The 25,705-nt window shown below is 42.9% G+C and carries 16 protein-coding genes; 13 read left to right on the plus strand and 3 right to left on the minus strand.

Annotated features, from left to right (window positions below; all coding sequences use genetic code 11):
• Positions 1 to 33: 33 nt before the first annotated feature.
• Positions 34 to 1,038 (plus strand): sulfate/molybdate ABC transporter ATP-binding protein, encoded by a 1,005-nt coding sequence (locus BUC10_RS08845; RefSeq protein ID WP_073178502.1) that lies wholly within the window; start codon positions 34 to 36, stop codon positions 1,036 to 1,038.
• On the plus strand, positions 1,007 to 1,411 hold the full coding sequence (gene arfB / locus BUC10_RS08850; protein WP_073178504.1) for an alternative ribosome rescue aminoacyl-tRNA hydrolase ArfB: 405 nt from the start codon (positions 1,007 to 1,009) through the stop codon (positions 1,409 to 1,411). The genes BUC10_RS08845 and arfB overlap by 32 nt, the downstream gene beginning before the upstream one ends.
• Positions 1,412 to 1,441: 30 nt before the next feature.
• On the opposite strand, the gene BUC10_RS08855 is transcribed toward arfB, so the two are convergent.
• Genes BUC10_RS08855 through BUC10_RS08865 form a run of 3 tightly spaced genes read right to left on the minus strand, consistent with a single transcriptional unit; the run spans position 1,442 to position 4,616 of the window.
• The gene (locus BUC10_RS08855) at positions 1,442 to 1,894 is read right to left on the minus strand and encodes a GreA/GreB family elongation factor (RefSeq protein ID WP_073178506.1); all 453 of its coding nucleotides are present in this window, start codon (positions 1,892 to 1,894) and stop codon (positions 1,442 to 1,444) included.
• An 11-nt stretch (positions 1,895 to 1,905) separates the two neighbouring features.
• Positions 1,906 to 3,252, minus strand: coding sequence for a sensor histidine kinase (locus BUC10_RS08860; RefSeq protein ID WP_073178508.1), 1,347 nt, complete (start codon positions 3,250 to 3,252; stop codon positions 1,906 to 1,908).
• Positions 3,252 to 4,616, minus strand: a complete 1,365-nt coding sequence (locus tag BUC10_RS08865) for a sigma-54-dependent transcriptional regulator (RefSeq protein WP_073178511.1) — start codon at positions 4,614 to 4,616, stop codon at positions 3,252 to 3,254. Before BUC10_RS08865 ends, BUC10_RS08860 begins: the two co-directional genes overlap by 1 nt.
• Positions 4,617 to 4,892: 276 nt before the next feature.
• On the opposite strand from BUC10_RS08865, the gene BUC10_RS08870 reads away from it, so the two are divergent.
• From BUC10_RS08870 to BUC10_RS08920, 11 genes are read left to right on the plus strand one after another with little or no spacing between them, the layout of a single operon-like run.
• Positions 4,893 to 6,158 carry a TolC family protein gene (locus BUC10_RS08870; RefSeq protein ID WP_245812804.1) on the plus strand — a complete coding sequence of 422 codons (1,266 nt, stop codon included), beginning with the start codon at positions 4,893 to 4,895 and terminating at the stop codon, positions 6,156 to 6,158.
• Positions 6,159 to 6,165: 7 nt separating this feature from the next.
• Entirely contained in the window at positions 6,166 to 7,416 is a 1,251-nt protein-coding gene (locus BUC10_RS08875) for an efflux RND transporter periplasmic adaptor subunit (RefSeq protein WP_073178515.1), read from the plus strand.
• A 14-nt stretch (positions 7,417 to 7,430) separates the two neighbouring features.
• Entirely contained in the window at positions 7,431 to 7,922 is a 492-nt protein-coding gene (locus BUC10_RS08880) for a hypothetical protein (protein ID WP_073178518.1), read from the plus strand.
• Between the two features lie 10 nt (positions 7,923 to 7,932).
• The gene (locus BUC10_RS08885; RefSeq protein WP_073178520.1) at positions 7,933 to 8,628 is read left to right on the plus strand and encodes an ABC transporter ATP-binding protein; all 696 of its coding nucleotides are present in this window, start codon (positions 7,933 to 7,935) and stop codon (positions 8,626 to 8,628) included.
• Between the two features lie 46 nt (positions 8,629 to 8,674).
• Positions 8,675 to 11,056 carry an ABC transporter permease gene (locus tag BUC10_RS08890; RefSeq protein WP_073178522.1) on the plus strand — a complete coding sequence of 794 codons (2,382 nt, stop codon included), beginning with the start codon at positions 8,675 to 8,677 and terminating at the stop codon, positions 11,054 to 11,056.
• Between the two features lie 23 nt (positions 11,057 to 11,079).
• Positions 11,080 to 13,464, plus strand: a complete 2,385-nt coding sequence (locus tag BUC10_RS08895; RefSeq protein WP_073178524.1) for an ABC transporter permease — start codon at positions 11,080 to 11,082, stop codon at positions 13,462 to 13,464.
• A 20-nt stretch (positions 13,465 to 13,484) separates the two neighbouring features.
• The gene (locus BUC10_RS08900; protein ID WP_073178527.1) at positions 13,485 to 15,920 is read left to right on the plus strand and encodes an ABC transporter permease; all 2,436 of its coding nucleotides are present in this window, start codon (positions 13,485 to 13,487) and stop codon (positions 15,918 to 15,920) included.
• Between the two features lie 40 nt (positions 15,921 to 15,960).
• The gene (locus tag BUC10_RS08905) at positions 15,961 to 18,393 is read left to right on the plus strand and encodes an ABC transporter permease (RefSeq protein WP_073178529.1); all 2,433 of its coding nucleotides are present in this window, start codon (positions 15,961 to 15,963) and stop codon (positions 18,391 to 18,393) included.
• A 24-nt stretch (positions 18,394 to 18,417) separates the two neighbouring features.
• Positions 18,418 to 20,877 carry an ABC transporter permease gene (locus tag BUC10_RS08910; RefSeq protein WP_073178531.1) on the plus strand — a complete coding sequence of 820 codons (2,460 nt, stop codon included), beginning with the start codon at positions 18,418 to 18,420 and terminating at the stop codon, positions 20,875 to 20,877.
• Positions 20,878 to 20,891: 14 nt separating this feature from the next.
• Positions 20,892 to 23,264, plus strand: coding sequence for an FtsX-like permease family protein (locus BUC10_RS08915; protein ID WP_073178533.1), 2,373 nt, complete (start codon positions 20,892 to 20,894; stop codon positions 23,262 to 23,264).
• A gap of 24 nt (positions 23,265 to 23,288) precedes the next feature.
• Positions 23,289 to 25,688, plus strand: a complete 2,400-nt coding sequence (locus BUC10_RS08920; protein ID WP_073178535.1) for an ABC transporter permease — start codon at positions 23,289 to 23,291, stop codon at positions 25,686 to 25,688.
• The last annotated feature ends 17 nt before the right edge of the window (positions 25,689 to 25,705 follow it).

A 25,705-nucleotide genomic window follows, 5' to 3' on the forward strand; every position in this document is an offset into this window, starting at 1 on the left:
CGTTTCCTTTGAAGCGGATTTTTGTTTTACCCCATGCTAAACGTCAAAATCGATTCCTTCTTCTACCAGCATCAGACCATTCTGGAAAATATCAACTTTCAGGTGGCCAAAGGGGAGCATTTGGCCTTGATGGGAGAAAGCGGTTCTGGAAAGAGTACCTTGCTAAAGGTCATTTATGGCCTGTTACATCTGGAACATGGGGAAATATTTTGGGGCCAGGTTCAGGCTTTAGGGCCCCAATTCAATCTTGTCCCAGGGGAACCTTATATGAAATATCTTTCCCAAGATTTTGATTTAATGCCCTTCACCACGGTCGAGGAAAACATTGGACAACACCTATCCGTTTTTGAACGGGAAACCCATGAAGCGAGAATTCAGGAACTTTTACAGCTAATAGAATTGGAGCAGTTTGCCAAGGTCAAGGTGAAAAATCTTAGCGGAGGCCAGCAGCAACGGGTGGCTCTGGCCAGGGTACTGGCGCAGGAGCCAGAGGTGCTTTTGTTGGATGAACCTTTTGGACACATCGACAATTTTAAGCGCAACTCGCTCCGTAGAAATCTGTTCTCATATCTTAAAAGTCAAAATATCACGGTCCTCACGGCAAGTCATGATCCCAACGATGTACTCCCATATGCTGACAACATCATGGTTTTGCGCCAGGGGAGAACAGTCGCACATCAAAAAACCAAAAAGCTATTTCGGAATCCGCCGGATTATTATACGGCTTCACTTTTCGGAGAAGTTAACGAAGTCCCTATTAGCATCTTAAAGTCCTATGCGGAAATTGATGCCTCTGTATTAATCTATCCGCACGAATTTCTGCCTTCTAAAAAATCCGGGCTTGAAGTCACGGTAACCGATTCCTTTTTTAAGGGAGAACACTACCTCACAAAAAGTGAGAATGAAGAAGGTATCGTCATCTATTTTAATTGCCAAAAACGACTAAAATCCGGGGATACGGTTTTCCTTAATGTATCTTTGGACACCATTAACAATCGTCTCAACATTGAACCAGGAACAGATACAAAGGGAACTTGAATTCAAGGCCATTCGCAGCAGTGGGGCCGGAGGTCAGCATGTGAACAAGGTATCCTCCAAAGTTGAGCTTAGCTTTTCGATTTTACTGTCCGATGGGCTTTCATCACTGGAAAAAGAACGATTGCTGCATAAGCTTGGAACCAAGATTACCAAGGATGCCGTCATGGTTTTGCAGTGCGATACCTCCAGAAGTCAACATAAAAACAAGCAAATTGTAGTAAAGCGCTTTTTTGAACTCGTACAAAAAGCCCTAAAGGTTCCCAAAAAAAGAAAACCTACAAAGCCTTCCAAAGCTGCTGTTGAAAAACGCCTTAAACTAAAACGAAAAGCCTCGGACAAAAAGGTAAATCGCCAGAAACCCAAATGGGATTAGCCAACATCGGCGTTATTGAAGTTTCTAAAGTCAGGCCAACGCCGTGATATAATGCTCGGTTCCGTTAAAGACAAAACTATCCCCTGTTTCTTTACCAAACATGGCTTGCGCAATGGGGGAACTGGGAGAAATACAAAAAATACTTTTACTGTTCGTGGTGTTCATCGCACCTGAAGAAATTGCGACAAAATACACCGCTGTAGATGTGGTAACCAAACTTCCAAGGCTGATCTTTCCGGTATTGGTGCCAATATCAACCTGGGCCAACACGCGTGCCATCCGGTCCAGTTCCATGGACTGCTTTCCCAATTTTTCCTGCTCAAGCTGCACCATGGCCCTACCTGTTTCATGTTTGTCCCCGGCGCTGCTCTTTGTTTCCGAATTCAAGGATTCTTGCAAAGCCTTCGTTCGCTGCTGCAACAATGCCCTTTTCTGGGCGATGTAATCCAAACAATGTTTTAGTGCTTTTTCCTTTACATCCATGGTAGCGTCCCTTATACAAAAGTCAATCTAAAAACGGTTTCCCGATTTGGGATAGATCTTACTTTTAGGCTGCCTCCGTGGAGTTGCATTACCCTTTTGGAAAGACTCAGTCCAATTCCAGTGCCCTCGGATTTTGTGGTAAAGAACGGCACAAAAACTTCATCTATCAGGTCTTCAGGTATGCCCGGGCCATTATCAATGATTTCGATGTACTTTATACTTTCTTTTTCAATGCCGGCCTTTAACAACACCCGCCCATTTTCCATGTCCTTTACAGACTGCAATCCATTTTTGCACAGGTTGATCAACACTTGGGAAATTTGTTTTTCATCGATAAAAAACTCCAGGTCTGAAGGTTCACAACTTACTTCTAAGCTCGATTTTTCCGGTTTAGCAGCCATTAGAACCTCAATTTTTTCCAACAGGGCCTTACCGGAAACTATAGCTTTGTTGGGGTCCGGAACACTGAGCAAACTTCTGTACGATTGGACAAAGTCCATAAGGTTGTTCCCCTGGTCCTTGATTACCTCTAATCCTTTCAAGGTGTTTTTAATCTGCGTTTCATCAAGATCCTCCAAAGCCACCATTTCGTCGTTGGTGCGATAGTACTTGATAATGGAATCAGAAATGGAGGCTATCGGTGTAATCGTGTTCATTATTTCGTGCGTAAGCACACGGATGAGTCGAACCCAGGATTGGGTCTCTTTTTCATCCAGTTCATCATTGATATCTTGGGCCACCACTAACAACAGGGATTGCCCATCCAATACCAAAGGGGTGGATTTCATGGCCAGTTGAATTTGTTCCCTTTCCGTGGACAATTGGAACAAACGCCTTTCAAATGGCTTAAAGGATTGAAAAACCTGATACAGGTTTTCATCTACTTGTGCTAACTGCTTAATGTGATTTAAAGGCGTGTAGTTCAATAGATTTTCCATAGTAGGGTTGGAAAACAGGATGTGCCCTTTTTCATTAAAAGACAGTATTCCAATACTGGCCTGCCTTAAAATTTCCTGATAATACTGCTCCCTGATCTGCAATTGCAAATGCACTTCTTGAATCAATCCATTCACTCGGTTCAGGCTTTGGTTCAGTTCCTTGAAGGATTTGATGGTCACCTGCTCCGGAAAACGCAAGGTAAAATCTTCATTTTTTATGGCATCGAAAAAATAAGCAATCTTTCTATTGGTTCTATTGATAAAGGTAATCAGTGCATAGACCTGCGAAACCATTAAGATTACCATAAGTCCGAAAGTAAAATACCACTCTTTCACAAAAGACATGGCAATGCCCAATGCCGTTAGTGTAATTAGGATTACCCTTAAAATAAGCTGGAGATAAAAATTACGGCTGGCCATTACTTATTCTTTTTCTTCAGTTTGTTGTACAATGTCTGGCGCGAAATTCCCAACTGTCCTGCGGCTGCACTATAGTTTCCATCATGTTCTTCCAGAGCCCTGGCAATCATCTGCTGTTCCATCTCGTCCAAAGTGGACGGCATATGTTCCATGGATTGCAGTGGTTTGGAATGCAGTAAAAAGTCCGTGGGTTTCAAAACGTTTCCTTCCGAAAGAATCACGGCCCTTTCCATGGTATGCTGTAACTCCCTAACATTTCCAGGCCAGGGATATTCCATGAGCTTTTCATGGGCTAGATTGTTGATTCGCAATCCCGGCTTGTCATATTTGGCAGCAAACTTCTTCAGGAAAAATTCCGCCAAGACCAAAATATCACCTTCCCGCTCCCTAAGTGGCGGCACCTCAATATTAATGGTGTTTAATCTGTAGAGCAAATCTTCCCGAAAAAGACCATCGGCAACCATTTGTTCCAAATTACAATTGGTGGCGCTGATCAAACGGATGTCGACTGCAATAGGTTTGTTTGACCCTACCCGTACCACCGATTTATTCTGTATGGCCGATAATAATTTGGCCTGTGTTTGAAGGGATAAGTTTCCCATTTCATCCAAAAATAAGGTTCCCTTATGGGCTGCTTCAAACTTTCCAGCGCGATCTTCCTTGGCATCCGTGAACGATCCCTTTATATGTCCAAACAGTTCACTCTCAAACAGATTTTCAGCTATGGAGCCCATGTCGACCCCAATGAACAACTCTCCTTTTCTAGGGGAAAGGCGATGCAGTTCCCTTGCAATGAGCTCCTTTCCTGTTCCGTTTTCTCCAGTTATTAGGACATTCACATCGGTTTTGGCCACCTTCCTCACCAAATTTAATACCGAGGTAAGGGCCTTTGAGTTTCCAATGATGAAGTTTTTATCGGCGTTGATGACCTGCTTAAGCTCATTCTCTTTTTTCTTAAGCTGATGTATTTCTTGTTTGGATTTTCTGAGTTCGTAGGCCGATTTTACAGTGGCCAATAGTCGCTCATTGTTCCATGGTTTCAATACAAAATCGGATGCGCCCTGCTTCAGTGCTCTTACGGCCAAGTCAACTGCTCCATATGCCGTCATCATAATGACAGAGGTGTTGGGCGACTTCTTTTTAATTTCATTCAACCAGTAAAGTCCTTCATTTCCGGTGTTCACCCCGGCTGAAAAGTTCATGTCCAAAAGCACAATGTCAATTTCTTCCATGTTTGGAAAGGATGAAATCTGGTTCGGATTAAACAGCGTCTCCACACTCTTATATTCAAACTGTAATAGAATTTCCAAAGCGCTAAGTACACTTTTATTATCATCTATCACCAAAATCTTGGCCTCGGTCATATCGGAATTGATGTGTTTCGGATAAAACTACAATTTGACTTTCAAATTTTATAGGCCGTGTAAAATATTTGGACATATTTTGTACAAATATTTTACACCTTTCATTCTCAAAATCACTTTCCAATTCTATAATGTTCTGTTTGTCAGGTTTTTATTCTTTTGGCATAAGAATAGCAACTATTTTGGCACAGTTCATATAAAATGACAAAAAAACTATACATATCATTATTTACATTCCTGGTTACAACCCTCGGGTTTTCCCAAAAAAAGTGGTCTTTGGAGGAATGCGTTTCCTATGCAATTGACCATAACCTCCAAGTAAAAAACACTTCCTACGCTGAGGATTCGGGTAAGGAAACCTACCGTCAATCCATTCGAAACCTGCTCCCCAATGTCACGGGCTTTTCGGACTATCGCTATAGCGAAGGTCTTATTGAAGATCCACAAACCGGTGTATTGGTCAACAATGAGTTCTATAGCACCAGTTACAGTTTAAGGGCAAATATTGATGTGTTCCAAGGGTTTCAGAAACTAAACACGATCAAGGCCTCAAAATTTATTTACCGCGCAACACAGGAAGATGTCACCCAGCAAAAGTTTCTATTGGCCTTTAGGGTAATGTCAGCTTATTATGACATTAAATTCAACGAAGGATTGGTGGCAAATTCTCTGGAACAACTTGAGTTGTCGCAATCCAACTATAACCTGGTTCAAAAGCAAGTGGAATTGGGCCTTATGGCCAAGGCGGATCTGTATGAAGCAGAGTCCAATCTTTTGGGGGATAAACTTTTGGTGACCCAAAACAAAAACCTGCTGGCACTTTCAAAACTTACGTTGTTACAGGAAATGAACCTCACAGAGGAAAATAACATCGAACTTGAGACCTCGTTGGACCCCATTTCAACCGAGCTAACCGAGAAAGCTTCCTTGGATTCCATCTACCGGGTGGCCAGGGAATTTGTTCCCTTGGTGAAAGCGCAAGATTTGCGCACCAAAGCGGCCAAAAAACAGATGCAGGCCACACGCGGCAGCCTATACCCTTCCCTTACGGTAATTGCCAGCTTAAACTCAGGGTTTTCAGAAACCAACAGGGATGACAACGATATGGTCATTCCTTTTAGACAACAGTTGGGCGATAACTTTTCCCGCTTTGTGGGAGCAGAGTTAAATGTCCCCTTAAGTATGGGCTGGGCCAACCGATCTCGGGTCAAACAGCAAAAAATCGCTTACCTACAAGCCAAGAACAATTTGGAAATCCAAGAACAGGAACTCTTTCAATTATTGCAGCAATTGGTCCAGACCAATGAAGCCTTGAAAGACGAATACCAGCAAAGCATAAAACGTATGGAAGCACAGGAGTTGGCTTTTTCCATCGCACAAAAACAATACGAAAAGGGTTTGATCAATGCATTAGATCTTTTTCAGGCCAAGAATTTGTACGGAGTGGCCCAAAATGAGAACTTACAGGTAGGCTTACGCCTCAAAGTCAATAAAAGTACCATAGACTTTTACAGCGGCCTGCCCATTTTTAATATCAACTAAAACAACAATGGATATACAACTTGAAAAAAAGAAAGGATTAAGACCGAAGCATTACGGTTACATCGCATTAGGTGTATTGGTCTTATTTATGGGATGGAAACTACTCTTTTCCAATTCCATGTCCACCTACCGGACAGATAAGGAACGGTTGTCCATTGCCCAGGTAAGTGAGGGGAAATTTGATGATTACATTACCATTAACGGGAATGTAGCGCCCATAGCCACTATTTACATGGATGCTTATGAGGGTGGTAGGGTTGCCGAAAAACTTATAGAGGAAGGCACCATGGTGAAGAAAGGTGATATCATCCTGAAATTGGAGAATATAGGTTTGTACGAACAAATCCTGGCCAGCGAAAGTAACCTGGCCCTAAAGCAAAACGACCTGCGTTCCACCAAACTTACCTTCGACTCAAGACAGGTGGAAGGAAAGCGATCCTTGGCTACCGCCGAATATGATCTACAGCGTCTAAAGCGAAACTACGAACAGAACGAAGCACTCTATAATGATGAGCTCATTTCCAAAGAAGCCTATTTGTTATCCAAGGAAAACTATGAGCTTTCCAAACGCCAGTACGATATTGTAAAGTTGCAAACGGAGCAGGACGATGAACTTCGTAGAACCTCTTTGACCAGCTTGGATGGCGACCTTCAGCGCATGCGCCAAACACTGTCCATGGTCTATGAACGTTTGGATCATCTTAATGTACGCGCCCCCGCCGATGGCCAGCTTGGTTTTTTGGATGCGGAAATCGGACAGAACATACAGCAAGGCGAACGTATAGGACAGGTCAATGTGCTTACGGATTTTAAAATTGAAGCCGAGATTGATGAGCACTACATTGATCGGGTCAAAAGGGAGCTGCAAGCCTCTTTGGAGCGAAACGGCAATGAATATGGTCTTCGATTGCGCAAGGTATATCCTGAGGTAAGGAACGGAAGATTTAAAGTGGACCTTGTCTTTACCGGCGAAAAGCCAGAAACCATCAGGGCCGGACAGAGCTATAACATCAGGCTTCAACTCGGGGCTTCCAGCGATGCACTTTTGTTGCCCAAGGGAGGATTTTTCCAAAGCACTGGCGGACAATGGGTCTTTGTGGTGAACGCGGACGAAAGTGAAGCCCTAAAACGGAACATCCGGATCGGAAAACAGAATTCAAGATATTTTGAAGTGCTGGACGGCCTTCAACCTGGCGAACAGGTAATTACAAGTAACTATGACAGTTTTGGAACTGCCGAAAGAATCGTATTAAAATAAAATTCAATCAAAAAATGAAAAAGCTATTATTATATGGATGCGTGCTACTGGGTAGTGCCGCCATGGCGAACCAAAAGCATTATAAAGCTCCCTTAACGGACCTAAATGAAATTGTATTTATTGAGGATGAGGACCTAGACCTCGGTTTTGACTCCGCTGACTATCTTCCCAAGGACTTTGACCCGCATAAAGTTTATATGGATGTAATGTCGATTCCATACATCGAGGAAGAAAAGGACTGCGCTCTAGAGTTTGACAGCGCACATTACCTGCCAGAAGGGTTTGATGCCTATTCGGATATTGTAGGGGTTACTTCCATCAACTATATGGAGGATGATAGGATTGATTTGGGTTTTGACCCTTCCGAGTATCTTCCGGAAGGCTTTGATCCTTACGAGGACTACTTCAACCTAGACTGGATTCCTTATATCGAAGATGAGGAAGAGCTGGAATTGCATTTATCTATTTCCATCCTTAAACTAAGAACAAAACTAACTGCTAAATAATAATCGAAAAATGATACAGATAGAAAATCTAAAAAAGAGCTTTAGAACTGAAGAGGTAGAGACTTTGGCCCTTAACGGTGTTGACCTAACGGTTGCCGAAGGTGAATTTGTTGCCATCATGGGGCCTTCGGGTTGCGGAAAGTCCACCTTGCTCAACATTATTGGTATGCTGGATAATCCTACCGAGGGCAGTTACCAATTTGCCGGGCATCAGGTTGGTGGCCTCAAGGAAAGCCAACGCACCCAGCTTCGTAAGGGAAACCTTGGTTTTGTTTTCCAAAGTTTCAATCTCATTGATGAGCTTACCGTCTACGAAAATGTAGAGCTTCCCTTGATCTATCTGAAAATGAACAAGGCCGAAAGAAGGGAAAAAGTGAAAAAGGTTTTGGAGCGCATGAAAATTGCGCATCGGGAAAAGCACTTCCCCCAACAGCTTTCTGGAGGACAACAACAAAGAGTCGCTATTGCCCGTGCCGTTGTGACCAATCCAAAATTGATCTTAGCGGATGAGCCCACGGGTAATTTGGACTCTAAAAATGGAATTGAGGTTATGAACCTATTGACGGAACTGAATCAGGAGGGGACCACCATTGTAATGGTGACCCACTCTGACCGGGATTCGCACTACGCCCACCGGGTCATTAACCTGTTCGATGGTCAAATCGTAACCCAAAGTCAAAACAAACCCATGGGTGCAATGGCCTAGCGAGAGGGAGTTTATTCATCAGTCACAACAATCAAAAAACAATCAAATGTTTAAGAACTATCTAAAAATTGCCTGGAGGAACCTTATCAAAAGAAAGGTGTTCACTGCCATCAATATCCTGGGATTGGCCCTAGGTTTTGGAAGCAGTATCTTGATTTATCTGTTCTTAAGCTATCACCTTTCTTTTGATAATTTCCATGAAAACACCGACCGTATTTACAGAATGGTCACAGAGGAACATAGAGATTATGTAGAATACGATCCCAGTGTTCCTCCTGCTTTTGCCAAAACTTTTTTGAATGACTACGATTATGCGGAAAAGGTGGCCAAAATTGTGGAATACGACGGTCTTGTAGTGGATGCCGAAAAAAACGGTGTTGTAAGCAAGTTTAAACAGGACATTGTTTTTGCAGAGGAGGATTTCTTTAAGATTTTCAACTATCCCTTAATCAATGGCAGCAATGAGATTTCATTATCAGCTCCAAACACAGCTGTGATAACCGAGTCTGCAGCGAACAAGATGTTCGGCAGAACTGATATTGAAGGTGAGAGTTTTGTGCTTGAAAATGATAAAACCATCGAAATTACCGGGGTGCTCAAAGATCTTCCCAAAACATCTTTTTTGCAGACCGAGGTGTTTGTGTCCTTTGACAATATCACGGATTTCTTTGAGTTTGCCGGTTCTGAAAACTGGAATGGCATTACCACCAATCTCAAATGTTTCGCTCTCTTGCACCCTAATCAGGATATTGCAGCCATAGAAGAGGCACTGACCGAGCTGCCCAAAATGCACCGGCCAAAAAGTAAGAACAAGCATGTGTACAAACTTCAACCGCTATCCACTATGCACCTCGATGCTACCTATGGAGGGTTGGACCCAACCCTGCTTTGGGTTTTTGGAATCATTGGTTTGTTCTTGATCATTATAGCGTCCATCAATTTTATAAACATTTCAACTGCCCAAGCCTTTTATCGATCCAAGGAGATTGGTGTTCGTAAGGTCTTGGGAAGCATCAAAAAACACTTGTTCTGGCAATTCCTTTCGGAAACCTTTGTTATCGGGTTGTTTGCCCTATTTCTTGGGGTGGGTCTTGCACTTCTTTTCATCCCGGCATTTAACGAGCTCTTTCAGATAAAATTGGCGGCTTCGGACCTTTTGAACCTTAAGTTTATCGCCTTTTTATCGTTGGTCCTGATAACCGTTTCTTTTCTATCCGGAAGTTACCCGGGCTTACTATTGTCACGTATTGTACCGGTACTCGCCCTTAAAGGAAAACTCGATCACAACGATACTGGAGGTGCAACTACAAGACGGGTTTTGGTGGTCGCCCAATTTGCCATTTCCATAACCTTAATAGCGGCCACGCTTATCATTTCAAGACAAATTGACTATGCCATTAACACGGATTTGGGCTTTGATAAGGACTTTGTGGTCATGGTGGACATCCCTACGGATATGGAACCTGTTCCACTTAAAGCGCTAAAAGAAAGATTGGGACAAATCCCGGGTGTGGAAAATGTTTCAGCCTGTTTGAGCAGCCCAGGTGCGGCCAGTAGTAATTGGGGTACCAGCTTAAAGTATAATAACAGGGGGGAGCATGAAGAATTTAGTATAGAAATCAAGGCAGGAGATCAAAACTACCTGAAAACCTTTGATATTCCTTTGGTAGCCGGCCGTAATTTTTTTGAAAATGATTCCCTTATTGAAGTATTGGTCAACGAAAGACTTGGTCAAAAACTGGGCTTGGAGTCTCCGGAGGAGATGATTGGTAAAAAACTTCAAGTTAGTGGAGACATCAACGTCAACATTGTAGGTGTTGTTCAAGATTTTCATGATACGGACTTTACCCAGGAGATAAACCCTGTTTTTATCGGGTCCAAAAATTCCTGGTTCTCGGAATTGGCGATTAAGATAAATAGTAACAACACTGCACAGACCTTGGAGCAAATAGGTAATGAATGGGAATCTGCCTTTTCAGAATATATCTACGAGTACCGGTTTTTGGACGAACGTGTGGCCGAGCAATATGAAACTGAGCAACGCTATCTAAGCCTGTCCAAGGTGTTCTCGGTGCTGGCCATTATCATCGGATGTCTTGGGCTTTACGGATTGATACTCTTTTTTGTTGGGCAACGCACCAAGGAAATAGGAATTAGAAAAGTGCTCGGTAGCAACGTTGGGGACATTTTGACCCTGTTCACTGCCGACTTTTTCAAACTCATCATTGTTGCAGGCGCTTTTGCGACACCCATAGCTTGGTACCTAATGGAACAATGGCTGCAGGGATACGCCTACCGAACGGAGATACATTGGTGGATATTTGCCCTTGCTATGATTTCCATTATGATCATCACCTTGATCACGATAAGCTATCAGACCTTAAAAGTGGCCTTGGCCAGCCCGGTAAAAAGCCTTAGAACGGAGTAGGAAATGCATTGAAATAAAAAAATATGTTTAAGAACCATTTTAAAATAGCTTGGCGAAACCTTACCAAAAGGAAGGTCTTCACTGCCATTAACATTTTAGGATTGGCTATTGGGTTTGGCAGCAGTATTCTCATTTACCTATTCTTAAACTACCATCTTTCATTTGATAAGTTCCACGAAAATGCCAATAGAATATACAGGGTCGTCACCGAGGAATATGCAGACATCTTAACGTATGAACCTTCGGTTCCACCTGCTTTTGCCAAGGAATTTCGCGAAAACTATGCCTATGCGGAAAAAGTGGCCAAAATAAATACATGGGAAGGAAACCTCGTTAGTGTTGATCAAGGGAATCAGGTAATCCAGCTAAAAGAAGATGCTGTCTTTGCAGAACCGGACTTCTTTGATATCATGCATTTTCCCTTGATTAAATCCATGGGGTCCAGAACTTTGGATGAGCCCAATACCGCATATGTGAGCGAAAGCACGGCCAAAAGATGGTTTGGAAACATTGATCCCCTGGGAAAAACCTTTGTTTTGGATAATAGGGAAACCATTGAGGTGATAGGTGTATTGGCAAATTTGCCGAAAACATCCATGGTAAACCAGGGACTGTTCATTTCTTTTAAGACCTTGATTGCCCTAGAAGATTATGCCGCCTTGGAAACATGGAACGGTATGACCTCAGATTTACAATGTTTGGTGCTTTTAAAACCCAACCAAAATGTAGCCCATATCGAAAAAGCATTACTGGAACTTCCAGAGAAGCATCGAAAAGGCTTTGCAAACAAACATGTTTATAAACTGCAGCCCTTGGCCGATATCCATCTAAATCCAAATTATTGGGGAATGGACCCCACTGTACTTTGGGCCTTTGGAATTATTGGTTTGTTTTTGATTTTAATTGGGAGCATCAACTTCGTAAATATTTCAACGGCACAGGCCTTCACGCGTTCACGAGAAATAGGTGTTCGTAAAGTGCTTGGCAGTTTTAGGCATCATCTTTTCTTGCAGTTTTTGTCCGAGACCTTTATAATTGGTCTTTTCGCAGCAGTTCTTGGGATTTGTTTGGCCGCGGCGGTACTTCCTCAGTTTAACGGGCTTTTCCAAATAGAGATTACCCTCAGCGATTTATTGGGCTGGCGCGTCTTTGCTTTTCTCACTGTGGTTCTCGTTCTGGTATCATTCCTTTCTGGGAGTTATCCGGGTATTCTTATGTCGAGAATTGTTCCCGTTCTCGCTTTAAAAGGAAAGCTAAGCCAAAAAGATACTGGTGGAACAACGACCCGCAAGATATTGGTGGTGGCCCAATTTGCCATTTCCATTGCCTTGATTGCTGCAACGGTCATCATTTCAAGGCAAATGGACCATGCCATAAACTCTGATTTGGGCTTTAACACCGAATCCATTGTAATGGTGGACATCCCCACGGTTACCGAGCCTATCAAGATTAAATCCCTAAAACAACGATTTAAAAAAATAACTGGAGTACAGCAAGTAACGGCATGTCTCAGTAGTCCAGGAGCTGCCAAAAGCAATTGGACCACCGGTGTTAGATACCATAATAATCCAAAGGATGAAGCCTTCAACATCAATTATAAAATGGGAGATATTGATTATTTGAATGTTTTTGGGCTGGACTTATTGGCTGGGCGAAATTATTTTGAAAGCGATAGCATCTCAGAAGTGCTCGTCAACAAAAGATTTGGTGAAAAATTGGGAATACTTGACCCCGAGGAAATGATCGGTAAGAAATTCCGAGCCAATGGCGGCTATGTCCAAGGAACTATAGTGGGTGTGGTGGACAGCTTTCATGATGCAGATTTCAAACAAGAAATTAGTGCAGCTTTCATCGTCCAAAAGCCAAGCTCGTACAACGAAATTGCACTAAAAATAAGCCCGCAAAATGTAGAGAACACTTTAGGTCAAATTGAAACCCTTTGGTCCGATGCATTTCCTGGATATGTATACGAATATCGATTCATGAATGAACGGGTTGCGGAGCAATACGAAACAGAGCAACGCTATCTCTCACTATCCAAAGTGTTCTCAGGTCTTGCCATTTCCATTGGGTGCCTCGGGCTATATGGATTGATCCTGTTTTTTGTAGGCCATCGCACTCGTGAAATCGGGATAAGAAAAGTGTTGGGGAGCAGTGTCTCCAAAATTTTGGCCTTGTTCACGATGGATTTTTTCAAACTCATTTTAATAGCAGGTGTTTTGGCTACGCCAATTGCTTGGTACTTCATGGAGCAGTGGCTCCAGGGGTACTCATATCGAACTGAAATCCATTGGTGGATTTTCGCCATTGCCATTGTTTCAACTCTGTTCATAACCCTGGTAACCATCAGTTATCAAACCTTTAAAATAGCATTATCCAGTCCGGTGAAAAGCCTTCGGACCGAATAAAATATCAAAAACGAACGATCATGTTTAAAAATCACATTAAAATAGCCTGGAGGAGCCTTAAAAAGGCACCCTTCTTCACTTTTCTAAACATATTTGGATTGGCGATAGGCATTGCTGGAGGACTTCTTATATCTCTTTACATATATGACGAACTCAGCTATGATACCATGTTTGCCGATGCAGATCGGATACACCGGATAAATTCCGACATTAAATTTGGTGGGGAAGATCGCAAATTCGCCGTTTCGCCAGCGCCAATCGCGGAGGCCATCGAAAATGATTTTTCTGAAGTGGAACTCACCACCCGATTTAGAACCCGTGGCAGTGCTCTTATTAAACGCACCGGAACCGAAGTGAATGTGAAGGAACTACAATCCACTTTTGTGGACTCCACATTTTTTAAAATGTTCGGGGTGCGATTGTTGGTAGGCGATCAGAAAACAGCGTTGACCTCACCTAACACAATGGTACTCACCAAATCCGCCGCGGAAAAGCATTTCAACATCAATGATGCATTGGGACAAACTCTAGAGATGAACAACAGTAGGACCTTTACAGTGACCGGGGTTATAGAGGACTTTCCTAAAAACTCATTCCTAAGGGATCATACCGTATTCATGGCGATGGCCGGATTGGAGGACTCAAGAATTGTAAACTGGGGAAGTAATAATTATCAAACTTTTATTAAACTCATTCCATCGGCCAGCGCTAAAGACATGCAGGAGCCTTTGCTTGACTTCTTGGGCAAGTATGTGATCCCAGGCGTTCAACAATTCATGCCCGGAATTACCGAAGAGCAGTTCAAGGCAGCCGGAAACCATCTTAACTACAGCACCATCCCTTTAACAGACATTCACTTAAAGTCGGATCGGGTAGCCGAAATAAGCCCTAACAACAACATTCAAAGTATTTATATTTTAAGTTTCATTGCAACCTTCCTAATTGTGTTGGCCTGTGTTAATTTCATGAATCTTTCCACGGCCCATTCCTTGAAAAGGGCCAAAGAAGTAGGAGTAAGAAAAACACTGGGCTCCATCAAAGGGGAACTCATAAGGCAGTTTTTGGTAGAATCGGGTTTGGTGTCTTTTGGCGCCCTACTTTTTGCCATTATAATTGCCATGATCACGCTGCCTTTTTTTAATGACCTAGCTGACAAGGAAATTGCCTTTCCATATACCAACCCACTCTTTTGGATTATCCTATTTGCCATGGGAATCATCCTTGGGCTATTCTCGGGGAGTTATCCGGCCTTCTTCATGTCCAAATTTATCCCGGTTAAGGTTCTCAAAGGCTCCAATAGCAATAGTCTGGGTGGCGGCAAGGTTCGTAACGGTTTGGTCATTTTTCAATTTGCCATTTCCGTATTTCTCATTATCGGGACCTTAGTGGTCTATCAACAGTTGAAGTATATTCAAAATAAAGATCTTGGATTTTCCAAGGAGCAGGTGCTTATTGTCAATGACGTTTATACCATTGGTGATAAAATGGAGTCATTCAAAGAAGAGGTCAAAAAACTGGGATATGTGCAAAATGCCTCCTTGAGCAGCTTCTTCCCTACGCCCTCCCCTCGGGGAGACAGTACCTTTGCACCCGAAGATGGGGCCACGGACCAAGAGAGGGCCGTAAGTATGCAGACATGGGGTGTGGATCATGATTATGTTTCCACCATGGGCTTTGAAATTATTGCTGGAAGGAATTTCGATCAGCAGTTCAAGGCAGATTCCCTTAGTATTATAATAAACGAATCTGCTGTGGGGACAATAGGTATGTCGCCAGAAGAGGTTATCGGAAAACGCTATACTCCCGACTTGGGAGAAGAAAACCCCAGATTCTTTACCATTGTTGGTGTGGTAAAAGACTTTCACTTTTCACCATTTCGGGAAGATATTGAGGCACTTAGCCTTCATTTAAACAATTTCTCCGAGTCCATGGCCATTAAACTGAGAACCGCCGATTTTCAAACCGCTATTTCTGGGGTTGAGGATATCTGGAGTCGTTTGGCTCCTGGTCAGCCCTTTGATTACTATTTTATGGAAGACTCGTTCAACAAAACCTATAAGGCGGAGCAGCGGTTGGGCCGAATATTTTTCATTTTCACAACACTCTCCATTCTTATTGCCTGTTTGGGATTGTTCGGGCTTGCTGCCTTCAATGCCGAAAAAAGGACCAAGGAAATTGGGGTGCGCAAGGTTATGGGCGCCACAGTTGGGCAAATTACATACAGGCTCTCCGCCGACTTTCTAAAACTGGTGGGAGTGGCCATTATTATATCCCTCCCTGTGGGATGGTACGCCATGAACAAATGGCTGGAGGATTTCTCCTATCGAATTGAAGTGAAATGGTGGGTGCTGGTGCTCGCTGCAATCCTTGCTGTGGTCATATCTCTGCTCACGGTAAGTTATCAGAGTATTAAAGCGGCAATTGTCAATCCCGTGCAAAGTCTAAGAACCGAATGAGCCCATCAATCTGAATTTTCATCATCAAAAAACATCAGTCATGCTAAAAAATCATATCAAAATCGCCTGGAGGAGCCTTAAAAAGCAGCCCTTCTTTACTTTCTTGAACACCTTTGGTCTCGCCATTGGCATGGCCGGCAGTTTGTTGATCGCTCTTTACATTTATGATGAGCTGCAGTATGATACCATGTTTACGGACGCTGACCGCATCTATCGCATCAACGCAGATGTAAAATTTGGAGGGTTAATGGAACAACTTGGGGAGGTTTCCGAACCCATGGCAGCGGCTTTAAAAAGAGACTTTCCACAAATAGAAGAAACAACACGCTTCGCTGATAATGGCAGTCTGATGCTAAGAAAAAGTAATGCCACAGTAAATGCAAAAGAGCTTTTCACCACCTACGCGGATTCCACTCTTTTTAAAATGTTCGGGCTAAAATTATTGGTGGGCAATCCAAACACAGCGCTAAAAGATCCAAACACCCTGGTTATGACCCGAACAGCGGCGGAAAAACACTTTGGTGTGAATAACGCCCTCGGCCAAAAGATGGTTGTAAATAATACCCAGACCTATACCGTAAGCGGAGTATTGGAAGATTTTCCAAAGAATTCCTTTCTAAGAAACCATAGTGTTTTTATGAATATGGCCGGATATCCCAATATGCAGGTTGCGCATTGGGGAAGTCACAATTACTTCACCTTTATCAAACTCGTTCCTTCCGCAAATAGTTCAGAGTTGGATGCCTCCCTGGGCTCACTCATCGGAAAATATCTGATTCCATGGGTGCAGGTGTACTATCCGGGAATGACCGAGGAATCCTTTACAGCATCTGGCAACTATATAAACTATAGTACAATGCCGCTAAAGGATATTCATCTCTATTCCAGCAAAAAAACGGAAATGAGTCCCAATGGAACCATTCAAAACATCTACATCCTTTCCTTTATTGCTGTCTTTCTTATTGTTTTGGCAAGCGTCAATTTCATGAATCTATCTACCTCCCACTCACTTAAGCGAGCCAAAGAGGTGGGTGTGCGAAAGACCTTGGGCTCACAAAAAAAGGATTTGGTAAGACAATTTTTGATAGAATCCGGGTTGGTCTCCTTTATCTCCTTACTGCTTTCCTTGGGAGTTGCCCTCCTTGCCCTACCCTATTTCAACGATCTGGCCGGAAAGGACATTTCCATTCCCTTTGGGAATCCAATGTTCTGGTTGATTTTAATCGCAAGCACATTGGTGTTAGGGCTCTTTTCTGGAATGTATCCAGCATTTTTCATGTCCCGATTTATCCCTGTAAAAGTTTTAAAGTCTGGTGGACAAGGTGATGTTGGTGGTGGAAAAATCAGGAATGCCCTAGTGATTTTTCAGTTTGCGATTTCCGTTTTTCTAATTGTTGGAACCTTGACCATTTTTCAACAACTGCGTTTTATACAAAACAAGGAATTGGGCTTTGAAAAAAGTCAGGTACTTGTCATTGATGACGTTCGGAATGCGGGAAATCAGGTACAAAGTTTTAAGGAAGAAGTCAAACAACTGGCTCAGGTCACCAATGCTACCCTAAGCAGTTTTCTCCCTACCCCCTCGGTACGGAGTAGCAGCACATATTTTAAAGAGGGTGCACGTGATCAAGAGAATGCCATCAATATGGAGAATTGGAGAGTGGACCATGATTATCTTTCTACCCTAGACCTGGAAATTGTGGCCGGAAGAAACTTTGACCGGAACATTTCCACCGATTCCGCGGCAACCATAGTAAACGAATCAGCTCTCGAAGTGTTGGGGGTTAGTGCAAATGAAATTATTGGCACTCGAATTTCCGCAGATTTGGGTGAAGAGAATCCTACCTATACAACTGTTATTGGTGTTGTTAAGGATTTTCATTTTGAATCCCTTAGACAACCTATAGAAGCATTATCACTCACCATTGGAACCTTTTCCAACTCCCTGGCGATAAAGTTAAAAACCGAAAACTTAAGTGAGAGCATCTCCAGTATAGGGCGGCTTTGGGACAAAGTGGCTCCTGGTCAACCTTTTGACTATTATTTTATGGATGAATCTTTCAACAATACCTATCAAGCGGAGCAGCGGTTGGGTAAAATCTTCATGATATTCTCTGTGCTATCGATCGTGATAGCCTGTCTGGGCCTACTGGGTCTTGCAGCATTCAATGCACAAAAACGAACCAAGGAAATTGGTGTTCGTAAGGTGCTGGGCGCTTCCGTCAGTCAAATAACCTATAGACTTACCATCGATTTTCTAAGATTGGTTGGCATAGGCATTCTAATTGCTGTTCCTGTCGGATGGTTTTCCATGGATCAATGGCTACAGGACTTTTCATACCGGATTTCAATTAGTTGGGACGTGTTTGTACTTGCTGCGACCCTCGCCGTGGGCACCGCCGTGCTTACCGTAAGCTACCAAAGTATTAAAGCGGCCATTGTTAACCCAGTAAAAAGTCTCCGGACAGATTAATGGACAATCTTAAAATGAAAAGTTATGTTTAAAAATCATATTAAAATAGCCTGGAGAAGCCTTAAAAAACAGCCCTTTTTCACCTTCTTAAATACCTTTGGACTCGCTATTGGAGTAACGGGCGCCATACTTATTTCACTTTATGTTATTGACGAACTTAGTTATGACACCATGTTCGCTGATGCTGAGCGCATTTACAGGATTAACATTGACAACACCAATGGGGGTGAAACCAATAGATATGCTTCCGTAGCTGCCCCCCTTGGGCCCACATTGAAGGAGGACTACCCCCAAATTGAAATCGTCACAAGGCTCAATGACTTGGGCAGTATGCTTGTTCGCAAAGCCAATGAGAAAGAAAGTATAAAGGAAGAGCATGTTATGGCGTCTGACTCAACATTCTTTGAAATGTTTGGGCTGACTCTTTTAAAAGGTGATCCCAGTGTGGCTTTAAAGAATCCAGGAACCATGATTCTCACCAAAACTGCTGCTAAAAAACACTTTGGAACTGATCAAGTGTTAGGGCAGACAATGGTTTTTGACGATAAAGATGTCTATACCATTACCGGAGTCATTCCGGATATGCCCAAAAATTCATTTTTGAGGGACTTCACTTTTTTAATTTCCATGGGTAGTATTCCGGAAGCAGAAAGTTCATCATGGGCCAATTGGAGTTTTTCAACATTCATAAAACTTCATCCTGGCGCAACTATTCAATCCCTTCAAACACCATTGAACACCATTTATGAAGTCTACATGATTCCATGGATACAAACCTTTGATCCAAGCATGACTTTACAAAAGTTCAGGGAAAGCCGCAAAGCGTCCGGGAACAATATGGTTTGGAGCACTATTGCCCTAACGGATATCCATTTAAGCTCCTTGAACCGAAAAGGGGAGCTGAGCTTAAACAATAGCATGGAAAACATCTACATTCTTTCCCTTATTGGTCTGTTTCTTGTGGTGCTAGCAAGCGTTAATTTCATGAATCTATCAACGGCAGTGGCACTTAAAAGAGCGCAGGAGGTTGGTATTCGGAAAACTTTGGGGTCCAAAAAAATTGAGCTCATCAAACAGTTTTTGACCGAAGCAATAACCATTTCATTCCTTTCCCTGCTTCTGGGTCTAATTCTTACAGCAATCGTGCTACCTCTTTTTAATGATCTTTCCGGGAAAGATATTGCACTTCCTTTTGGCAATCCTTTCTTCTGGATACTATTGTTTCTTTCGTCGGTGGCATTGGGCCTGTTTTCTGGTTCGTATCCAGCATTTTTCCTTTCAAGGTTTGCTCCGGTCATGGCCCTCAAAGGCGGCAGCAAAAGTGGTGTAGGGAACAGTAAGCCCAGGAACTATCTGGTAATATTCCAGTTTGCCATTTCCATATTTCTCATAGTGGCGACCCTTGTAATTTACCAGCAGATACAGTTTATTCAAAACAAGGACCTTGGTTTTCAAAAAGATCAGGTTTTAATTGTTGATGACGTAGATGCTGCTGGAGAACAAATTCAATCTTTAAAACAAGAGATATCCCAACTTAGTAATGTAAAAAGCGTATCCCTAAGTAGTTTTTTGCCGACTCCTTCTGACCGTAACGGGATTACCTTTTTCCCAGAGTCGGGAAGAGGGGTAAAGCACGATGGCTATATTTTTGAAAAATGGGGTGTTGACCATGATTATATAAACACCTTAAAAATGAAAATCATTGCTGGAAGAAACTTTGACCAAAAGTTCCCCACAGATTCCACAGCACTGATTCTTAATGAGTCTGCAGTGGCCATGCTAGGATTGCGTAATGAAGATGCTCTAGGTGTGAGGCTAACCCACGATTTTAAGCGTGCGGACAAGGAAAACATGGAATATTTGACGGTAATCGGCATTATGGAAAATTTTCATTTTGCATCCTTGCGGAACTCCATAAACGCTATGAGTCTTGCTCTGGGCAAAGATGCCGATAAAATGTTGGTAAAGTTAAACGCTGGCAACTTTGCCAATACAATCACCCAGGTTGAGCAAATTTGGAATACTATAGCGCCAGGTCAACCCTTCCAGTACTATTTTATGGATGATTCTTTTAACAACACCTATAGAGCAGAACAGCGACTTGGAAGCATCTTTATTTCATTCACCATCCTGTCCATTATTATCGCATGCTTGGGATTATTTGGATTGGCGGCATTCAATGCCGAAAAACGCACCAAAGAAATTGGGATTAGGAAAGTGATGGGTGCCAGTATAAATGAAATCGTCTATTCGCTAACGGTTGGTTTTCTAAAACTGGTTGGCATTTCCATTTTAGTTTCTATACCAATTGGCTGGTTCGCCATGAATAAATGGTTGGAAGATTTCTCCTATCGGATTGAAGTGAAATGGTGGATACTTGTCCTTGCGGCTTTTATTGCCGTCGCCATATCCCTGCTTACCGTAAGCTACCAAAGTATTAGAGCAGCCATTGTTAACCCTGTAAAAAGTCTCCGGACAGATTAAAAATCAAGCAAAAGATGTTTAAGAACTATCTAAAAACCGCCTGGAGGACCCTTTTAAAGAACAAGGTCTATTTTTCAATAAACACTATTGGTTTATCCATCGCCATTGCCGTTTCCCTTTTGATGCTGCTTTGGGTTTACGATGAGAAAGGAATGGACAAATATCATGAAAAGGACCATCAACTATTCCTGGTAAAAAGGACCATCCCCTTGGAAGATGGAGTGTTCGATGTTTATGATGGCATCTCCTATCCTTTTTTGGATGCCGCAAAGGACCAACTACCAGAGGTGGAGGATTATATTACCCTAGGCGCTACTTTTGAGGATAATCTTCGCATTGGGGATACAGATTTTAGAGCCCCGGGAGCCTTTACCAATACTGCCTTTTTCAACAGTTTCACGGTACCCATTCTCCTCGGTAATGTTGAGGATCTAGATAACAAACCTGAAGCATTGGCCATTTCAGAACGGTTGGCCAAGAGGTTTTGGGGAGAGGAATGGGCGAACAAAGCACTCGGCAGCCCGGTTCATATTTACGATAATGGAGATTATGCCGTTGCCTTGGTTTACCAAGACTTTCCTTCACAATCCTCCATTCAAAACGATTTCTATTACGGTTTCAAACGGCATCTTAGTCAAAATGATTGGATGTTGGAATGGGGCAACAATGGAATGCAGGGGGCTTTTTTGATGCGTCCAGATGCCAATAAGCTTGAAGTAGCCCAAAAACTGGAAACCTTGTTCCAAGACAATATATCCGGAGAGTTCAAGGAGGGTATATTACTGCAGAAGTTTTCAGACAACTATCTCTACAATCAATTTGACGAGCAGGCCAAAGTTGCCGGTGGACGCATCGAGTATGTCCGCATTTTTACCGTTGCAGCTATTTTTCTGCTCATTATTTCTTGCATCAACTTTATTAACCTTTCCACAGCCTATGCTACTAGGCGAGCTAGTGAGATAGGGGTGAGAAAGGCCATTGGTGCCAAGAAAAACACCTTGGTAGGCCAGTTTTTTATGGAAACCTCGCTCATCACCTCCACTTCATTTTTAGTTGGATTATTAATTGCCCTTCTGCTTTTGCCCATGGTAAACACCCTAACCGATAAAACATTAAGCTTGGATTTGAGCCAGCCTTACCTATGGTTGACCTTGGCAGGTGTCTTTCTGTTAACCACTTTTTTATCCGGTGCCTATCCGTCATTTGTCATTTCATCCTTCAGGCCAGTTGCTGCCTTGAAAGGATTACGTAAGGAACAAAAAAGCACCACCGCTCTGAGAAAGGGCTTGGTAGTATTACAATTCTCCATGGCATTGCTCCTCATCATTTCCGCTTTGGTCATTCAGAAACAGATAAATTATGTTAATCAAAAAGATCTGGGCATAGCCAAAAACCACATTATATCCATTCATCAAGATGAGGTGCTTACCCAAAAGTATGAGGCACTAAAAAATGAACTTATGAATTCAGAGGGAATTGTGGATGTCACCTTGGTAGGTCCATCACCGCTTTCAACACCAGCTTCCAGTAGTGGGGTCAGTTGGCCAGGGAAATCCCAAGAGCAGGAAAATGTGGAATTTGCACTTCTATGGACCGCCCATAATTTCCCTCAGGCTTTTGACATTCCCATGGCAAATGGCACATACTACAGGGAAGGCACACAAGACACTCTAAATTTGGTGATCAACCAAACTGCCGCCGACCTAATGAATTTGGGAGATGACCCCATCGGAAAAACCATTCAATTTTGGGGTGGCCAAAGGCATATCATTGGGGTTTTAAAAGATTTTCACAACCGATCACTTTACGAGCCCATCCAACCAACAGTATTTCTCTTGGACCCCAATGATGCAGGGGAAATGTTTGTGAAATTGGAAGGAGCAAAAACTGAGGATGCCCTGGCTTCTGTGCAGGCGGTTTTTAAAAAGGTCTTACCGAACAATCCACTTCACTATGAATTTATTGATCAAGAATATGCCGCAAATTACAAAGCCGAAACACTTACAGGCACTTTGGCCAGGTACTTCGCGTTCATATCCATCCTGCTATCATGTCTTGGCCTTTTTGGTTTAGCTACGTTTACTGCCAAGGAGCGGACCAAGGAAATTGGGATTAGAAAAGTTCTGGGCGCCAGTGTTCGGAATATTACCATGCTTGTTTCCAAAGACTTTTTTAAACTGATCGCCATAGCCATTCTCATTGCGTCACCCATGGCCTATTATTTTATGAGTATCTGGCTAAGCGACTTTGCCTACAGAATCAACATTCCTGCCTTCGCCTTTGTGTTGGCGGGGGGCATAACCTTATTGGTGGCCTTGTTCACTATTAGTTTTCAGGCCATAAAATCGGCAACTGCCAACCCGGTCAACAGCATACGAACCGAATAAATCAATCAATCAAAAAATAAAGCCATGTTTAAGAACTATTTGAAAATTGCCTGGAGAAATCTCATCAAAAACAAAGCTTACACCCTTATCAATATAGGAGGGCTTGCCCTGGGAATGGCCGTGACCTTGATTATTGGGCTTTGGATGCAGGATGAGCTCACCCACAATAATTACTTCACCCATAAGGATAGAATTGCCCAAGTATTCCAGTCCCAGACCTTTAATGGTCGTACCGGAACCGGACCAGCTATCCCAAGGCCCTTGGAGAAGACACTTCGGGAAAGCTATGGCGACAATTTCAAACACTTGGTCATGTGTTCTTGGGACAACGATAAATACTTGAAATACAAAGATGTCAGTATTTCTCGAACCGGGCATTTTATGCAAAAGGATGGTCCAGAGCTATTGGATCTAAAAATCATAAAAGGTGAAATGGATGGGTTGAGGGAAATCAATTCCATCATGCTCAATGAAACTACCGCGAAAGCCATTTTTGGCGATGAAGAACCCATAGGCAAAGTTCTTAAAATGAACAACCTCAACGACATGATGGTCACCGCGGTTTATGAGGATATCCCCTTCAACAATTCCTTCACGGTGGCCGATTGGTTGATGCCTTGGGACAAGTATGTGGCCAATCAGGAATGGGTACAAAATGCCGAGGAAAATTGGGGCAATAACTCATTTCAGATGTTCGTGCAAATTGCGGACAACACCTCCATGGATAAAATTACATCCATCATCAAGAATGTTAAGAAAGATCTGAACGAGGAAACAGCAGAGTTCAATCCACAGCTGTTTCTTTTTCCTATGAAAGACTGGCACTTAAAAAGCAACTTTGAAAACGGGAAGCAAGTTGGCGGAAGAATAAAGTACGTATGGTTGTTTGGAATCATCGGGGTTTTTGTGCTATTACTGGCCTGTATAAACTTTATGAACCTCAGCACGGCTCGTTCCGAGAAAAGGGCAAAGGAAGTTGGTATTCGCAAATCCATTGGCTCCCAAAGAGGACAGTTGATCTCCCAGTTTTTAAGCGAATCTTTTTTGGTAGTCCTCTTCGCTTTTTTCATTTCGGTCCTCATCGTTCTTATTTCCATTAACGGGTTCAATGAGCTGGCCAAAAAGGAAATAGAATTTCCTTGGAGCAGTGTTACTTTTTGGTCTACTTCGCTTCTTTTTGTACTTTTCACAGCGCTTTTAGCGGGCAGTTATCCTGCGCTCTATCTGTCTTCTTTCAAACCGGTAAAGGTGCTGAAGGGGACCTTTAAGGCTGGAAAATATGCCGGGTTGCCGCGGAAAATATTGGTGGTCCTTCAGTTTACGGTTTCCGTGGCCTTCATCATTGGTACCGTAATTGTAATGCAGCAAATCAATTTTGCCAAAAACAGGCCCATCGGTTATGACAAGGAAGGATTGATTCAGGTACCCACCTTCAGTGAAGACTTCAGAGGTAAATATGAACTTATGCGAAACGAGTTTATGTCTTCCAATGCCGTTGTCGAAATGTCATCTTCCAGTAGCCCAACAACTCGGGTTTGGTCCAACAGAAGTGGTTATACATGGGAGGGAAAGCCCGATGGTTTTCAAGAAGATTTTGCCTGGACCGATGTATCCCCGGAATATGCCAAGTCCCTAAACCTCAAAATCGTGGCCGGAAGAGATTTTTCAAGGGAATTTGCCACGGATTCGACCGCAGTGTTGATCAATGAAACTGCAGTTAAATATATGGGGGTCGAAAATCCGGTTGGAATGTTATTGCGCGATAGTGATGAAGAAGACCCAGAGCCTCCTCTAAAGATTATTGGAGTGTTACAGGATATTATTGCCCAATCTCCTTATGAGCCGGTAAAACAGGCATTATATGTGTACGACAAGGATGGCGAAAGCAGTTTTTACAATCTTCGCTTGAACCCAAAACAAAGTGCGGGACAGAGCTTGGCCGTTGTTGAACGCATCTTTAAAGAACACTTCCCTGACCTTCCTTTTCAATATGATTTTGTAGATGAAGAATATGGGAAAAAGTTTGCGGCCGAGGAACGAGTGGGCGCCCTATCTGGAATTTTTACCGCCCTTGCCATTTTGATCAGCTGTTTGGGGCTATTTGGCCTAACGTCATTCGTCGCAGAACAACGAACTAAGGAAATAGGGGTGCGCAAGGTGCTTGGTGCCACCGTATTCAACGTCTGGAACATGCTTTCCAAAGATTTCCTAAAACTGGTTGTGGTATCCTGTTTTATTGCAGTGCCCATTGCCTATTATGTTATGAACGGATGGCTTCAGGAATATCCCTATAGAGTCATCCTGGAGTGGTGGATTTTTGCCCTGGCCATGCTAGGGGCCATGTTTGTGACCGTCCTTACGGTAAGTTTTCAAGCGATACGCGCGGCGAGGTCCAACCCAATTCAAAGTTTAAGGACGGAATGATCAATCAAAAAGAAAAA

The organism is Flagellimonas flava, assembly GCF_900129665.1.
In the GTDB taxonomy this organism is placed as follows: domain Bacteria; phylum Bacteroidota; class Bacteroidia; order Flavobacteriales; family Flavobacteriaceae; genus Flagellimonas; species Flagellimonas flava.

Excerpts from the sequence above, each read along its gene's own strand:
- BUC10_RS08845 (WP_073178502.1), top strand. The coding sequence starts at position 34 with ATGCTAAACGTCAAAATCGATTCCTTCTTCTACCAGCATCAGACCATT.
- BUC10_RS08920 (WP_073178535.1), top strand. The coding sequence starts at position 23,289 with ATGTTTAAGAACTATTTGAAAATTGCCTGGAGAAATCTCATCAAAAAC.
- BUC10_RS08915 (WP_073178533.1), top strand. The coding sequence starts at position 20,892 with ATGTTTAAGAACTATCTAAAAACCGCCTGGAGGACCCTTTTAAAGAAC.
- BUC10_RS08860 (WP_073178508.1), bottom strand. The coding sequence starts at position 3,252 with ATGGCCAGCCGTAATTTTTATCTCCAGCTTATTTTAAGGGTAATCCTA.
- BUC10_RS08900 (WP_073178527.1), top strand. The coding sequence starts at position 13,485 with ATGTTTAAAAATCACATTAAAATAGCCTGGAGGAGCCTTAAAAAGGCA.
- BUC10_RS08865 (WP_073178511.1), bottom strand. The coding sequence starts at position 4,616 with ATGACCGAGGCCAAGATTTTGGTGATAGATGATAATAAAAGTGTACTT.
- BUC10_RS08895 (WP_073178524.1), top strand. The coding sequence starts at position 11,080 with ATGTTTAAGAACCATTTTAAAATAGCTTGGCGAAACCTTACCAAAAGG.
- BUC10_RS08880 (WP_073178518.1), top strand. The coding sequence starts at position 7,431 with ATGAAAAAGCTATTATTATATGGATGCGTGCTACTGGGTAGTGCCGCC.
- BUC10_RS08890 (WP_073178522.1), top strand. The coding sequence starts at position 8,675 with ATGTTTAAGAACTATCTAAAAATTGCCTGGAGGAACCTTATCAAAAGA.
- BUC10_RS08905 (WP_073178529.1), top strand. The coding sequence starts at position 15,961 with ATGCTAAAAAATCATATCAAAATCGCCTGGAGGAGCCTTAAAAAGCAG.
- BUC10_RS08875 (WP_073178515.1), top strand. The coding sequence starts at position 6,166 with ATGGATATACAACTTGAAAAAAAGAAAGGATTAAGACCGAAGCATTAC.
- BUC10_RS08910 (WP_073178531.1), top strand. The coding sequence starts at position 18,418 with ATGTTTAAAAATCATATTAAAATAGCCTGGAGAAGCCTTAAAAAACAG.
- BUC10_RS08885 (WP_073178520.1), top strand. The coding sequence starts at position 7,933 with ATGATACAGATAGAAAATCTAAAAAAGAGCTTTAGAACTGAAGAGGTA.
- BUC10_RS08855 (WP_073178506.1), bottom strand. The coding sequence starts at position 1,894 with ATGGATGTAAAGGAAAAAGCACTAAAACATTGTTTGGATTACATCGCC.